This window comes from Rathayibacter sp. Leaf299 (assembly GCF_001423055.1).
GTDB lineage: Bacteria > Actinomycetota > Actinomycetes > Actinomycetales > Microbacteriaceae > Rathayibacter > Rathayibacter caricis.
Genome location: NZ_LMNT01000007.1, coordinates 23,086 through 35,277 on the forward strand (window position 1 = coordinate 23,086; position 12,192 = coordinate 35,277).

Genomic DNA, 12,192 nt, shown 5'->3' on the forward strand with positions numbered 1-12,192 from the left:
AGGCCGTCGGGACGTGCCTGCGCTGCTAGGACTCGCCGAGGACGACGCGCACCCGGCTCACGTCGTTGTTCATCTGGCGGATGAGCGGCTCGACGCCCTCGTAGGCGACCATGCCGCGGATCCGCGACACGAAGGCCACGTCGACGACGCGGTCGTAGAGATCCAGCGTCTGATCGAGCACGAACGCCTCGACCTGCTTGGGCGGCACTCCGACGAAGGTCGGGTTGCTTCCCACCGAGATCGCCGCGGGGTAGGTGCGCCCCTCGACAGTGAGCCGACCGGCGTACACGCCGTCGGCCGGGATCAGGCCCTGCGACTCCGGGGACAGGTTCGCGGTCGGGAAGCCCAGCTCGCGCCCCCGCTTCGCCCCGTGGACGACCACGCCGCGGACGACCGGCTCGTGCCCGAGCAGGCGCGTCGCGTGCTCCACGTCGCCGTCGGCGAGGAGCTCCCGGATCCAGGTGGACGACACCCGCCGGCCGTGCTCCGGGCGGACGTCGTCGATCAGCTCGACCTCGAAGCCGTGCTCGGCGCCGAGCGTCCGGAGGAGGTCGATGTCGCCGGCGCCGCGCGCCCCGAAGCGGAAGTCGGAGCCGACCAGGACGACCCGCGCCTCCAGCGCGTCCACCAGGATCCGCTGCACGAACTCGCGCGGCGTCCACGAGCGGAACTCCTCGTCGAACGTCAGCAGCAGCGTCGCGTCCACTCCGGTGCCGGCGAGGAGCTCGAGCTTCTGCTCGTTGCCGACGAGTGCGGGCGGGCACTTCTCGGGGGCGATGACGCTCAGCGGGTTGCGATCGAAGGTCACGACGACGGCGGCGAGTCCGCGCTCGCGCGCCCGCTCGTGCAGCGTTCCGATGACGGCGCGGTGGCCGGAGTGGACGCCGTCGAACTTCCCGATCGTCACCGCGGAGGGACCGATGCCGGCGAGATCCTCCGGTCGCGTCTCGATCCGCATCACCGCGCCGCCCGTCGGCCCTGCACGCGCAGCCACCAGAGCCCGAGCACGGGCAGGACGAGCGGGATGAGCAGGTAGCCGGCGCCGAACGCCGACCAGACCGTCGACTGGCGGCCGAAGGGATCGACGCTCGTCAGGCCGAGCATCTCGGGGGCCAGCACGCTGATCGCCCCGACGACGAGCACGCCCACCAGCTCGAACGTGATGGTGACGAAGGCGACCCGCTGCCAGAAGGCACCGCGGGCGACGAGCGCGACGGTGGCGAGGATGTAGACGACGGCCGAGAGGGCCGAGAGCGAGAAGGCGAGCGGCGCCTCGTCGAAGCGGTCGATGATCTGGAACACCGAGCGGCCGGTCGCGGCGAGCGCGAGGATCCCGTAGACGACCACGAGGAGGCTGCCGACCCCCCTCGAGCGCGCGGAGCGGACGGGTCGGGACGGCTGAGTCGGGGTGGAGGCGCCCCGATCCTCGGCCTCGCTGGAGTGTGTGGACATCGCAGGGTCAATGGTAGGCGCTCGGAGCCGGGAGCCGGCCCGGCGTGATCAGGCGACCTGGACGAACCAGATCTGGTGCATCCGGTACACCATGACGGCGATCGAGAGGCAGACGACTCCGAGGATCACGGTGCTCCACCGGGTGCGCTCGATCAGCGCCCAGAACCCGGCCGCGAGCGGCAGCAGCAGCGCCGAGATCAGGTAGATGTAGTACTCCGGCAGGCTGCCGGAGGGGTCGTTGCCGACGAGCGGCGACACGATGGCCACCGCGAGCTGCACGATGAGCAGCAGCTCGACGATCGCGGTCGCGCCGACGGACACGTCCGAGGGCCGGCGGCCGAAGAGGCCGAGGATGAGGCAGAGGAGCCCGGCCGCGACGGCGACCGCGACCTGGACGATCGTGAACCACTCGATCACGGCGCGACCGCCCGCACGTCCTCGGTCGGGAAGTTGACGACGCTCTTGAGCACCGCACCGCGCCGCTCGGCGAGGCCGATCAGCCGCTCCCCCGGGGCGACCGCGGCGAGGAGCCCCGACGACTCGCGCAGCGACTCCGGAACCGGGATCCGCTTGCCGTTCGCGAGGTCCGCCGACGCCTGCGCGTCCAGGCGGAGGAGGGGGAACAGCTCGCCGGCCACGGCGGTCGGCGACAGGAGTGCCGATGCGACGTCGAGCTCGTCGATGACGCCCGCCTGCGCAACGGAGAACGGGCCGACGGCGCTGCGGCGGAGCGCGGTGAGGTGCCCGCCGACGCCGAGGGCCGCTCCGAGGTCGCGGGCGAGGGCACGGATGTAGGTGCCGGACGAGCACGAGACGCTCACGTCCAGGTCGAGGAAGCCGTCGACCTCGCGGCGAGCGAGCACGTCGAACGCGCTCACCGTGACCGGTCGCGCGGGGATCACCACCTCCTCACCGTCGCGGGCGCGGGCGTAGGCGCGGCGCCCGTCGATCTTGATCGCGCTCACCGAGCTCGGCACCTGCTCGATCGCTCCGGTGAGGTCCGAGACCGCGGCGTCGACCTGCTCCGGGAGGATCGCGGCGACCGCGGCGGCGGCGGCCGTCTCGAGGACCTCGCCCTCGCGGTCGTCGGTGCTGGTCGAGGCGCCGAGGCGGATCGTCGCCTCGTACTGCTTGTCGAGTCCGACGAGGTAGGTGAGCAGTCGGGTCGACGGGCCGAGCCCCAGGATCATCAGCCCGGTCGCCATGGGATCGAGCGTCCCGGCGTGCCCGACCTTGCGCGTCCCGGCGCGGCGCCGGGTCCGCGACACGAGATCGTGGCTGGTGATGCCGCCGGGCTTGTCCAGCAGGAGGATCCCGTTCGGGGCCGTCACCGGAGGAGTGGGGGTCGCGAACACGGGTGCGAGGATACACGCGCCGATCGGGAGCTCCCCGCGCAGGCCGGCCGCCCGTCGGCTCCGTCCTAGGCTGGTCGGATGAGGATCGCAGTACTCGGGACGGGCGCCGTCGGCGGAACGATCGCCGCCCTTCTGGACCGTGCCGGGCACGATGTCGAGGCGACCGCGCGCGGCACGAACCTCACCGCGATCCGCCGCTCGGGCATCCGCCTCGACGGCGCGTGGGGCGAGCACACCGCCTGGGTCAGGACGGGCGAGACCCTCGACCTGGTCCCCGACGTCGCCTTCCTCTGCACCAAGGCGCAGGACGCCGAGGACGCCCTCCGCGCGAACCGCCGCACGGTCGACGGCACCCTGATCGTGGTCGTCCAGAACGGCCTCGACGGACTGCAGGCGGCGTCCCGCCAGGTCCGCGACGCCTCGCTCGTGGGAGCGCTCGCCCTCTTCGCGGCCAGCCACCTCGAGCCCGGCCGCGTCACGGTCACGGCGCCGGCGACCACCACGCTCGGCGTCCCCGGCCGCCCCGCCGACGACGAGGTCCGCCGGGCCGCCGCCGTCCTGGGTGAGGCGGTGCCCGTCGCGGTCACCGACGACTTCCTCGGTGCGCAGTGGACCAAGCTCCTGATCAACGAGGTCAACGCGCTGCCCGCGATCACCGGTCTGTCCGTGCAGGCGACCATCGCGGATCCGCGCCTGCGCCGTCTGCTCGCCCGGGCGATGAAGGAGGCGGCCCGAACAGGCCTCGCCGCCGGCGTCCGCTTCGGTGCCCTGCAGGGGTTGACCGACCCGGCGGTCCGAGCGCTGGCCGCGGCACCGCTGCCGGTCGTCGAGCTGCTGCCCCGGCGGATGGCCAAGGGTATGGGCGAGGTGCCGAACCCCGGATCGACGCTGCAGAGCGTCCGGCGCGGCGTGCGGACCGAGATCGACCACCTCGCGGGAGCGGTCGTGCGAACGGCCCACCGACTCGGCCGCGAGGCACCGGTCAACCAGCTGCTCGTCGACCTCGTGCACGAGGTCGAGCGATCCGGTGCGTTCCTCGGTGCGGACGAGGTCGTCCGTCGCGCCGCCGCCCTCTGAGCGCGGATCCGGTCAGCAGGAGTCGGCGAAGACGCGACGCGGATGCTCCGGGTCGCGGATGTCGATCAGCACCGGGGCGAGCCGGCGCGGATCGGTGGTCGCTCTGTAGGCCGCGTCGACCGGCGGCTCCTGGGTGTCGAGCCGGATGCTGAGGTTCCACGTGCCGCGCAGCTCCGGGCGGAGCGCGAACTCGCCGTCGACCAGCAGCACGGCGTCGCGGCCGGCGGTCCGCCAGCGCGGCTGCCGCTGCTCCTCCCGCACGGCGTCGAAGGCCGCCAGGACGAAGCCCGTGCTCCCGCCGAGCTTGAACGGGTCGAGCAGCACGCGCCGCAGCAGCTCGTAGTCGTAGCGCAGGCGGTAGGCGCGCTCCTCCGCGGCGATCGACACGTCGTCGCGCTCCGCGCGGGGCCGCTGGAAGTCGGTCAGGTGAGCGACGAAGACCCCGTGGCCGGCCCGGCGGATCGCCGCGGCCAGGTCCTCCGCGAACGCCGACGACACTGCCGGGTCGTCGCCGTCGATCGCCACCGCGACCCTGCCGCGCGAGTAGTTGTGCAGCACCTCCGCCGCGAGCGCGTCGAGCACATCGGCCTTCTGCGGAGCCCACTTCGTCATCCGTCCACGATACGCGGCAGCACGTACGCTGGAGGGATGCCCGCCGCCTTCGCTCCCGCGATCGTCGACTGGTTCCGCTCCGACGCCCGCGACCTGCCGTGGCGCCGCGAGGGCTTCCCCGCGTGGGGCACCCTCGTCAGCGAGTTCATGCTCCAGCAGACCCCGGTCGTCCGCGTCGTCCCGCGACTCGAGGAGTGGCTGCGCCGCTGGCCCACGCCCGCCGATCTCGCCGCCGTGCCCTCCGGCGAGGCGGTCCGCGCCTGGCAGTCCCTGGGGTACCCGCGCCGCGCCCTGCGCCTGCACGCCTGCGCCGTCGCGATCGCCGACGAGCACGGCAACGTCGTGCCCGACGACGTCGACACCCTCCTCGCCCTCCCCGGAGTGGGCGAGTACACGGCGCGCGCCATCGCGGTCTTCGCCTACGGACGCCGGGCTCCGGTCGTCGACACGAACGTGCGCCGGGTGATCGCCCGGGTGGTCGCCGGCGTCGCCGAGCCGGGGCCGCCGCGCACGAAGCCCGATCTCGCGGCGATGGACGCCCTCCTCCCCGACGACGTCGAGGAGTCCGCGGTCTTCAACGCCGGGATGATGGAGCTCGGCGCGATCGTCTGCACGGCACGCTCCCCGCGCTGCGACGTCTGCCCGATCCGCGACTCCTGCCGCTGGCGCGCCGAGGGCTACCCGGCCTACCACGGACCGGTCAAGGCGCGGCAGAAGAGGTTCGAGGGCTCCGACCGGCAGGTGCGCGGCCTGGTGCTCGCGGAGCTCCGGGCGGCCCACCGGCCGGTGACCGCGGCCGAGGTCAGCCTGCTGTGGCCCGACGCCGAGCAGCTGGAGCGAGCGCTGTCCGGCCTGCTGGCCGACGGCCTCGCCACGGGGACCCCGGACGAGGGCTACCTCCTCCCGCACTCCTGATCGCCTCCGGCGGGTCGGAGGAGGCCGGTAGCGTGGCGCCGTGACCCGACGTCGTCTCCGCCTCCCCCGCCCCGACTCCGAGCTCGACGCCGCGCTGGCCGCGGTCCGAGCCGAGAACGATCTGCCGGGCGGCTTCCCCGCCGACGCCCAGGCTGAGGCGGAGGCCGCCGACGCGAACGCCGACGATGCGGGCCGGATCGACCTGACGCACGTGCCGTTCGTCACGATCGATCCGCCCGGCTCCCTCGATCTCGACCAGGCGGTGCACCTCGAGGGCTCCCCGTCCGCCGCCGTACTCCGCTACGCGATCGCCGACGTCCCCGCGGTGATCCTCCCCGGAGGCGCGCTCGACACCGAGACCCGCCGCCGCAGCCAGACCTACTACCTGCCCGACGGCCGCGTCCCGCTGCACCCGGCGGTCCTCTCCGAGGGCACGGCCTCACTCCTGCCCGACGAGCGGCGCCGCGCCCTCGTCTGGACGATCAAACTTGGCCCGGACGCGGAGCCCCGCTCCGTGCGCCTCGAGTGCGCTCTCGTGAGCAGCGTCGCCCGGCTCGACTACGAGGGCGTGCAGCACGACGCCGACTCCGGCACCCTGCACCCCTCGATCGCGCTGCTGCCCTGGTTCGGTCGGGAGCGCCGCGCCCGCGAGGCCGAGCGGGGCGGAGCGAGCCTCACCCTGCCCGAGGAGGAGATCGTCGCCGCGGACGGCACCTACCGCGTCGAGCGCCGCGCCCCGCTCGAGTCCGAGGACTGGAACGCGCAGGTGTCGCTCCTGACCGGGATGGCCGCGGCCTCGATGATGCTCGACGCCGGCGTCGGGATCCTGCGCACCATGCCGCCCGCCGACGACGAGACCGTCGCCGCGTTCCGAGCGCGCACCGAGGTGCTCGGCGCGCCGTGGCCCGCCGACGAGCCGTACGGCGCGTACCTCCGCCGCCTCGACACGACCGACCCGGCACAGCTCGCCGTGATGCACGCGGCCGCCTCGCTCTTCCGCGGCGCCGGCTACACCGCCTTCGACGGCACACGGCCGGAGCATCCGGAGCAGGCCGCGCTCGCCGCTCCGTACGCCCACGTCACCGCGCCGCTGCGCCGCCTCGTCGACCGCTTCGGCCTGGCCGTCTGCCTCGCGATCAGCCGCCAGGAGGAGCTGCCCAGCCGCCTCCGCGACGCGCTGCCCGCGATCCCCGCGCTCATGGCGGCCGGCGACCGCCGCTCCGGAGCCGCGTCCCGAGCCGCCACCGCCGTCGTCGAGGCCGCGATCCTCCGCGGCCGCGAGGGCACGACGTTCTCGGGCGTCGTCGTCACGACCGCGCGGACGCGCTCCTCGGTCCAGCTCCTCGACCCCGAGATCACGGTCGACGTGCAGTCCCCGCTCACGCCGGGAGCCCGTGTCGACGTCGTCCTGGAATCGGTCGACGTCGCCACGGGCTCCGCGGTGCTCCGTACGGTGGATCAGTCCTCGTCGTCGTCCTCGCGCGGCTTGACGTAGGGATCCTCGTCGCCGGCGTAGCTCGCGCCGGCCGCCAGCGTCTGCACCTGCGAGTCCTGGTTGCGCGCCGCGGCGAGCAGGTCCTCGATGTGCTTCGCGTTCTCGGGGACCGCGTCGAGGATGAACTCGAGCGACGGGGTCAGGCGCGACGTGATGTTCTTGCCCACCTCGGTCCGCAGCATGCCCGTGGCCGCCTTCAGTGCCGCCGCCGAGTCCGTGCGCTCCTCGTCCGTGCCGTACACGGTGTAGAACACCGAGGCGTGCTGCAGGTCGCCGGTCACCTGGACGTCCGTGATGGTGACGAAGCCGAGCCGCGGGTCGCGGATGCCGCGCTCGAGCCGCTTGGCGACGATCACCTTGATCCTGTCGGCGAGCTTCCTCGCCCGTGCCGGATCTGCCATAGCCGGTCCTCTTCTCTCTCTCGACGGGCCGTCGGGCCCGTCCTCTGATTATTCTCCCGCGCCGCGAGACGGCTCCCCGCCTTGACTGCCGGTCGGGCTTCTGAGGGGACGTCGCAGACGGAACGCCTCGCGACGCCTCCTTCCCGCGCACCTGCGGTGCGCCCGCCAGACCCGAGCCAGGAGGCGTCGCGAGGCGTTCCGCCCGCTCCTCCGTTCGGAAGAGATGCGCTGCTGGTCCGAGGGATCTCGCCCGGTGCACGTCGACTCACGAGGAGTGGAGCGCCGCCCACCGGAGTGGAGGGGCGGCGGCGTCCTCTTCGCGTGCCCGGCTCGGGTCTGGCGGGCGCCCGCAGGGCGCGGGAAGGGCGCGCGAAGAGGACGCCGCCGTCCCGACCGGCCCCGAGGCCGACCGGAAGGACCCCCTCCAACGACGGAGGAGGCCCGGGGCGAACCCCGGGCCTCCTCGTGAGCGTCGGATCAGCCTCGCGGCTTCTCCTTCATCTCGATCGTCTCGATCTCGTCGCCGATCTGGATGTCGTTGTACTTGCCGAGACCGATACCGGCCTCGAAGTCCGTACGGACCTCCGTGACGTCGTCCTTGAAACGACGCAGCGACTCGATGGCGAGGTTGTCGCCCACCACGACGCCGTCACGGATGACGCGCGCCTTGGAGTTGCGGGTGATCGTGCCGGAGCGGACGATGACGCCCGCGATGTTGCCGAACTTCGAGGAGCGGAATACCTCGCGGATCTCGGCGACACCCGACTGGACCTCTTCGAACTCGGGCTTGAGCATGCCCTTGAGCGAGTTCTCGACCTCTTCAATCGCGTTGTAGATGACCGAGTAGAAGCGGATGTCCACTCCTTCTCGAGCAGCGCGCTCGCGGGCCTTCGGGTCGGGGCGGACGTTGAAGCCCACGATGATCGCGTTGTCGATCGTCGCGAGGTTGACGTCCGACTCCGTGATCGCACCGACACCGCGGTGGATGATGCGCAGCTGCACCGAGTCGTCGACCTCGATCTTGACGAGCGACTCCTCCAGCGCCTCGACGGCACCGGACACGTCGCCCTTGATGATGAGGTTGAGCGACTCGACCTTGCCCTCTTCGAGAGCACGGGTGAAGTCCTCGAGCGAGATGCGCTTGCGGGCCTTGGCCAGCAGGGCGTTGCGCTGAGCGGCTTCGCGCTTCTCGGCGATCTGACGGGCGGTGCGGTCCTCCTCGGTGACGAGGAAGGTGTCGCCGGCGCGGGGCACGGACGAGAGTCCCTGCACCTGCACCGGACGCGACGGCACGGCCTCGAGGACGGCGTTGCCGTTCTCGTCCGCCATCGCACGGACGCGGCCGTAGGCCGTTCCGGCGACGATCGCGTCTCCGACGCGCAGCGTTCCCGACTGGATGAGCACGGTCGCGACCGCGCCGCGTCCCTTGTCGAGCTTCGCCTCGATGGCGACGCCGCGTGCCTCCTTGTTGGGGTTGGCGCGCAGGTCGAGACCGGCGTCCGCGGTGAGCAGCACGGCGTCCAGGAGGTCCTGGATGCCGGTGCCGGCGCGGGCCGACACGTCGACGAACATGACGTCTCCGCCGTACTCCTCCGCGACCAGTCCGAACTCGGTGAGCTGCTGGCGCACCTTGGCCGGGTTGGCGTCGGGCTTGTCCACCTTGTTGACCGCGACCACGATCGGCACGTTGGCCGCCTGGGCGTGGTTCAGCGCCTCGATGGTCTGCGGCATTATGCCGTCGTCCGCCGCGACCACGAGGATCGCGATGTCCGTGACCTGGGCACCGCGGGCTCGCATGGCGGTGAACGCCTCGTGACCCGGGGTGTCGATGAAGGTGATCGGGCGCTCGATGCCCTCGTGCTCCGCGACCACCTGGTACGCACCGATGTGCTGCGTGATGCCGCCCGCCTCGCCGGCGACGACGTTGGCGTTGCGGATCGCGTCGAGCAGGCGCGTCTTTCCGTGGTCGACGTGACCCATGACGGTGACGACGGGGGGACGGATCTCGAGGTCCTCGTCCGTCTCGTCGTCGAGCTCCTGCTCGAGGTCGAGACCGAAGCCCTCGAGGAGCTCCTTGTCCTCGTCCTCGGGCGAGACGACCTGGATCTTGAAGCCGAGCTCGCCGCCGAGCACCTCGAAGGTGGCCTCGTCGAGCGACTCGGTCGCCGTCGCCATCTCGCCGAGGGCGAAGAGGACGGTGACCAGGTTGCCGGGGGGCACCGGCACGCCGGTCATGGCCTCGATCTTGTCGGCGAAGTCCGAGATCGACGCGCCGCGGCGCAGACGGATGACCGTCTTGCCGTCGCCGCGGGGGACGCTGACGCCGCCGAGCGACGGGGCCTCCCTGAGCTCGAACTCCTGACGCTTCGTGCGCTTGGACTTCCGGGCCTTGCTCTTGCCGCCGCCGCGACCGAAGGCACCTGCGGTGCCACCGCCGGGGCCGCGACCGCGACCGCCGCCGCCACCGGGACGCGGGGCGAAGCCGCCACCGGCACCGGGGGCGCCGCCGCCGGGACGCTGGAAGCCGCCGCCTGCGGGACGACCGGCACCGCCGGGACGTCCTGCTCCGCCACCGGGACCGCCGGGACGCTGGCCGAAGCCCGCGGGACGCTGGCCCATGCCGGGTCCGCCGGGGCGCGGGGCGCCGGGGCGGGGGGCTGCGGGACGGGGGATGCTGCTCGGGGTCGGGCGCGAGCCCATGCCCTGCGAGCTGGCGAAGGGGTTGTTGCCGGGGCGCGGGGCGGCGGGACGCTGTCCCATGCCCTGGTTGCTGGCGAACGGGTTGTTGCCGGGACGCGGCGCGCCGGGACGACCGGGACCGCCCGCTGCACCACCGGAGCCACTGGGGCGCGGGGGGTTGGCGGCGGGAGCCGGACGCGGGGTGACGGGCTTGGGTCCACCGGCGGCGGGGCTCGCAGCGGGCTTCTCGGCGGGGGCGCTGGGCGCCTTCGCCTCGGGAGCCGCAGCAGCGGGAGCCTCGGCCGGAGCGTCGGCGGCGGCCTGCGCGCGGGCAGCGGCAGCCGCCTCCTGTGCGGCCTGGGCCTGAGCCTGGCGCTCGGCGACCGACATCGGCGGAGCCGGCGCCGGAGCGGGCGGCTTGGCCGGGCCGGGGACCGGGGCGGACGGACGCGCACCGGACGGGCGCGGCGCGCCGGGGCGGGCGCTGCTGGTGGCGGTCGGGGCCGGCGCGGAGGTTCCCGCGCTGCCCTGGAGCGCCTGGCGGAGCTTGCGGGCCACGGGGGGCTCGATGCTCGAGGACGGTCCCTTGACGAACTCGCCCAGTTCTTTCAGTTTCGCAAGTGCGACCTTGCTATCGACGCCGAGTTCGGCTGCGATCTCGTGTACGCGTGGTTTTGCCACTTCTCTCCTGTCTTGGGCCTGCGCCCAAGACGGGGCAGGCCATCACAAACGGACGGATCTCATTTCGAGCCGCTCATCAGTCGTTGCTCATGATCAGTTCACGGGCCGTTCTGCCTGTTCTCTCTGCGATGCGACCGCGCCCTGTGTCGGCTCCTCGTGGGGAGGAACCGGGCCGGTCGAACCGCGGGTGATGTACTGCTCCAGCTCGCTCGGATCCACGCTCTCGCGCGTCTTGAACGCCCTGGGGAACGCGTGGCGCTTCACCGCGCGTTCGTAGCAGTCGTACGTGTCGTGCAGCCACGCTCCCCGCCCAGCACGAACCGCGCGCGGATCGACCGCGAGGGAGTTCGAGCGGAGGACGAGCCTCAGAAGAGAGGCCCGGGGGGCGCGCAGACGGCAGCCGACGCACGTTCTGACGGGTTCCACTCTACTCCCTCGTCCGCGGGAGCGCTTCCCCGCACGGCCGATGCTCGGGGATCACTCCCCGTCCATCACCGAATCGGGCTGGATGTCGATCTTCGCTCCGGTCAGCTTCGCGGCGAGTCGCGCGTTCTGACCCTCCTTGCCGATGGCGAGCGAGAGCTGGTAGTCGGGGACGAGCGCGCGCACGGCCTTGAGGCTCTGGTCGATCACGAACGCGCTGGTCACCTTCGCCGGCGACAGCGCGCTGGCGACGAAGGTGGGCAGGTCGGAGGAGTAGTCGACGATGTCGATCTTCTCGTTGTTCAGCTCCGCGGTGACCGCGCGGACGCGCTGTCCGAGCTCGCCGATGCAGGCGCCCTTGGCGTTCACTCCGGGCTCGGTCGCGCGGACCGCGATCTTGGTGCGGTGCCCCGCCTCGCGGGCGAGCGACACGATCTCGACGACACCGGAGGCGATCTCGGGCACCTCGAGCGCGAAGAGCTTCCGCACGAGCGACGGGTGCGTGCGCGAGACCTGGACCGAGGGGCCCTTCTGGCCGCGGCTGACGCTGGTGACGTAGACGCGGATCCGGCGCCCGTGGCTGTAGTCCTCCCCCGGGACCTGCTCCTCGGGAGCGAGGATCGCCTCGATCGAGCCGAGGTCGACGTGGATCATCTTGGGGTTCGGGCCCTGCTGGATGACGCCCGCGACGATGTCGCCCTCGCGGCCCTTGAACTCGCCGAGGACCTTCTCGTCGCCGATGTCGCGCAGGCGCTGGTTGATGACCTGCTTCGCGGCGAAGGCGGCGATGCGGCCGAAGTCGCGGGGCGAGTCCTCGGACTCGCCGATCACGGCCCCCTCCTCGTCGATCTCGGGGACGAAGACCGACACGTGGCCGGTCTTACGGTCGAGGTGCACGCGGGCGTCCACGGCGGTGGCCTTGTCGGCGTCGTCCGCCTGCCCGATGTGCTTGAGGTAGGCGGTGAGGATCGCCTGCTCGATGATCTGCACGAGTTCCTCGAAGGGTATCTCGCGCTCGCGCTCCAGGAGGCGCAGAACGCTCAGGTCGATGTCCACGGCGGGCCTTTCTCTCTATTCACTTGGCGTCGCACAGTGCGACCAC

The 12,192-nt window shown here is 72.5% G+C and carries 12 protein-coding genes; 3 read left to right on the top strand and 9 right to left on the bottom strand.

Annotated features, from left to right (window positions below):
* Positions 1–25: 25 nt before the first annotated feature.
* From ASF48_RS17905 to truB, 4 genes are read right to left on the bottom strand one after another with little or no spacing between them, the layout of a single operon-like run.
* Entirely contained in the window at positions 26–958 is a 933-nt protein-coding gene (locus ASF48_RS17905; RefSeq protein ID WP_055794731.1) for a bifunctional riboflavin kinase/FAD synthetase, read from the bottom strand.
* Entirely contained in the window at positions 958–1,452 is a 495-nt protein-coding gene (locus ASF48_RS17910; RefSeq protein WP_055794626.1) for a hypothetical protein, read from the bottom strand. Before ASF48_RS17910 ends, ASF48_RS17905 begins: the two co-directional genes overlap by 1 nt.
* A gap of 48 nt (positions 1,453–1,500) precedes the next feature.
* The gene (locus ASF48_RS17915) at positions 1,501–1,869 is read right to left on the bottom strand and encodes a hypothetical protein (RefSeq protein ID WP_055794628.1); all 369 of its coding nucleotides are present in this window, start codon (positions 1,867–1,869) and stop codon (positions 1,501–1,503) included.
* Positions 1,866–2,807 (bottom strand): tRNA pseudouridine(55) synthase TruB, encoded by a 942-nt coding sequence (gene truB, locus ASF48_RS17920; RefSeq protein WP_055794630.1) that lies wholly within the window; start codon positions 2,805–2,807, stop codon positions 1,866–1,868. Before truB ends, ASF48_RS17915 begins: the two co-directional genes overlap by 4 nt.
* Positions 2,808–2,885: 78 nt before the next feature.
* Here truB and ASF48_RS17925 point away from each other — a divergent pair, with 78 nt between their 5' ends.
* Positions 2,886–3,884: a ketopantoate reductase family protein gene (locus tag ASF48_RS17925; protein ID WP_055794631.1), complete on the top strand. Its 999-nt coding sequence runs from the start codon at positions 2,886–2,888 to the stop codon at positions 3,882–3,884.
* Between the two features lie 12 nt (positions 3,885–3,896).
* On the opposite strand, the gene ASF48_RS17930 is transcribed toward ASF48_RS17925, so the two are convergent.
* The gene (locus ASF48_RS17930) at positions 3,897–4,496 is read right to left on the bottom strand and encodes a hypothetical protein (protein ID WP_055794634.1); all 600 of its coding nucleotides are present in this window, start codon (positions 4,494–4,496) and stop codon (positions 3,897–3,899) included.
* A 36-nt stretch (positions 4,497–4,532) separates the two neighbouring features.
* On the opposite strand from ASF48_RS17930, the gene ASF48_RS17935 reads away from it, so the two are divergent.
* Both ASF48_RS17935 and ASF48_RS17940 read left to right on the top strand, forming a co-directional pair.
* Positions 4,533–5,411 (top strand): A/G-specific adenine glycosylase, encoded by an 879-nt coding sequence (locus ASF48_RS17935; protein ID WP_055794636.1) that lies wholly within the window; start codon positions 4,533–4,535, stop codon positions 5,409–5,411.
* Between the two features lie 40 nt (positions 5,412–5,451).
* Entirely contained in the window at positions 5,452–6,906 is a 1,455-nt protein-coding gene (locus ASF48_RS17940) for an RNB domain-containing ribonuclease (RefSeq protein ID WP_082481768.1), read from the top strand.
* Here ASF48_RS17940 and rbfA read toward each other — a convergent pair.
* From rbfA to nusA, 4 genes are all read right to left on the bottom strand, one after another.
* A complete protein-coding gene (rbfA, locus tag ASF48_RS17945) occupies positions 6,870–7,307 on the bottom strand; it encodes a 30S ribosome-binding factor RbfA (RefSeq protein ID WP_055794638.1) in 438 nt (145 codons plus the stop codon). The two genes, ASF48_RS17940 and rbfA, sit on opposite strands and share 37 nt — an antisense overlap.
* A 477-nt stretch (positions 7,308–7,784) precedes the next feature.
* Positions 7,785–10,667 (bottom strand): translation initiation factor IF-2, encoded by a 2,883-nt coding sequence (gene infB, locus ASF48_RS17950; RefSeq protein WP_055794641.1) that lies wholly within the window; start codon positions 10,665–10,667, stop codon positions 7,785–7,787.
* Positions 10,668–10,760: 93 nt separating this feature from the next.
* A complete protein-coding gene (locus tag ASF48_RS17955; protein WP_082481770.1) occupies positions 10,761–11,093 on the bottom strand; it encodes a YlxR family protein in 333 nt (110 codons plus the stop codon).
* A gap of 51 nt (positions 11,094–11,144) precedes the next feature.
* Complete coding sequence (nusA, locus tag ASF48_RS17960) at positions 11,145–12,146, bottom strand: transcription termination factor NusA (protein ID WP_055794643.1); 1,002 nt, start codon at positions 12,144–12,146, stop codon at positions 11,145–11,147.
* Between the last annotated feature and the right edge of the window lie 46 nt (positions 12,147–12,192).

What these genes read in the sequence shown, in the direction of transcription:
- ASF48_RS17905 (WP_055794731.1), bottom strand. Translation starts at nt 958, where the DNA reads ATGCGGATCGAGACGCGACCGGAGGATCTCGCCGGCATCGGTCCCTCC.
- ASF48_RS17935 (WP_055794636.1), top strand. Translation starts at nt 4,533, where the DNA reads ATGCCCGCCGCCTTCGCTCCCGCGATCGTCGACTGGTTCCGCTCCGAC.
- ASF48_RS17910 (WP_055794626.1), bottom strand. Translation starts at nt 1,452, where the DNA reads ATGTCCACACACTCCAGCGAGGCCGAGGATCGGGGCGCCTCCACCCCG.
- rbfA (WP_055794638.1), bottom strand. Translation starts at nt 7,307, where the DNA reads ATGGCAGATCCGGCACGGGCGAGGAAGCTCGCCGACAGGATCAAGGTG.
- ASF48_RS17930 (WP_055794634.1), bottom strand. Translation starts at nt 4,496, where the DNA reads ATGACGAAGTGGGCTCCGCAGAAGGCCGATGTGCTCGACGCGCTCGCG.
- ASF48_RS17925 (WP_055794631.1), top strand. Translation starts at nt 2,886, where the DNA reads ATGAGGATCGCAGTACTCGGGACGGGCGCCGTCGGCGGAACGATCGCC.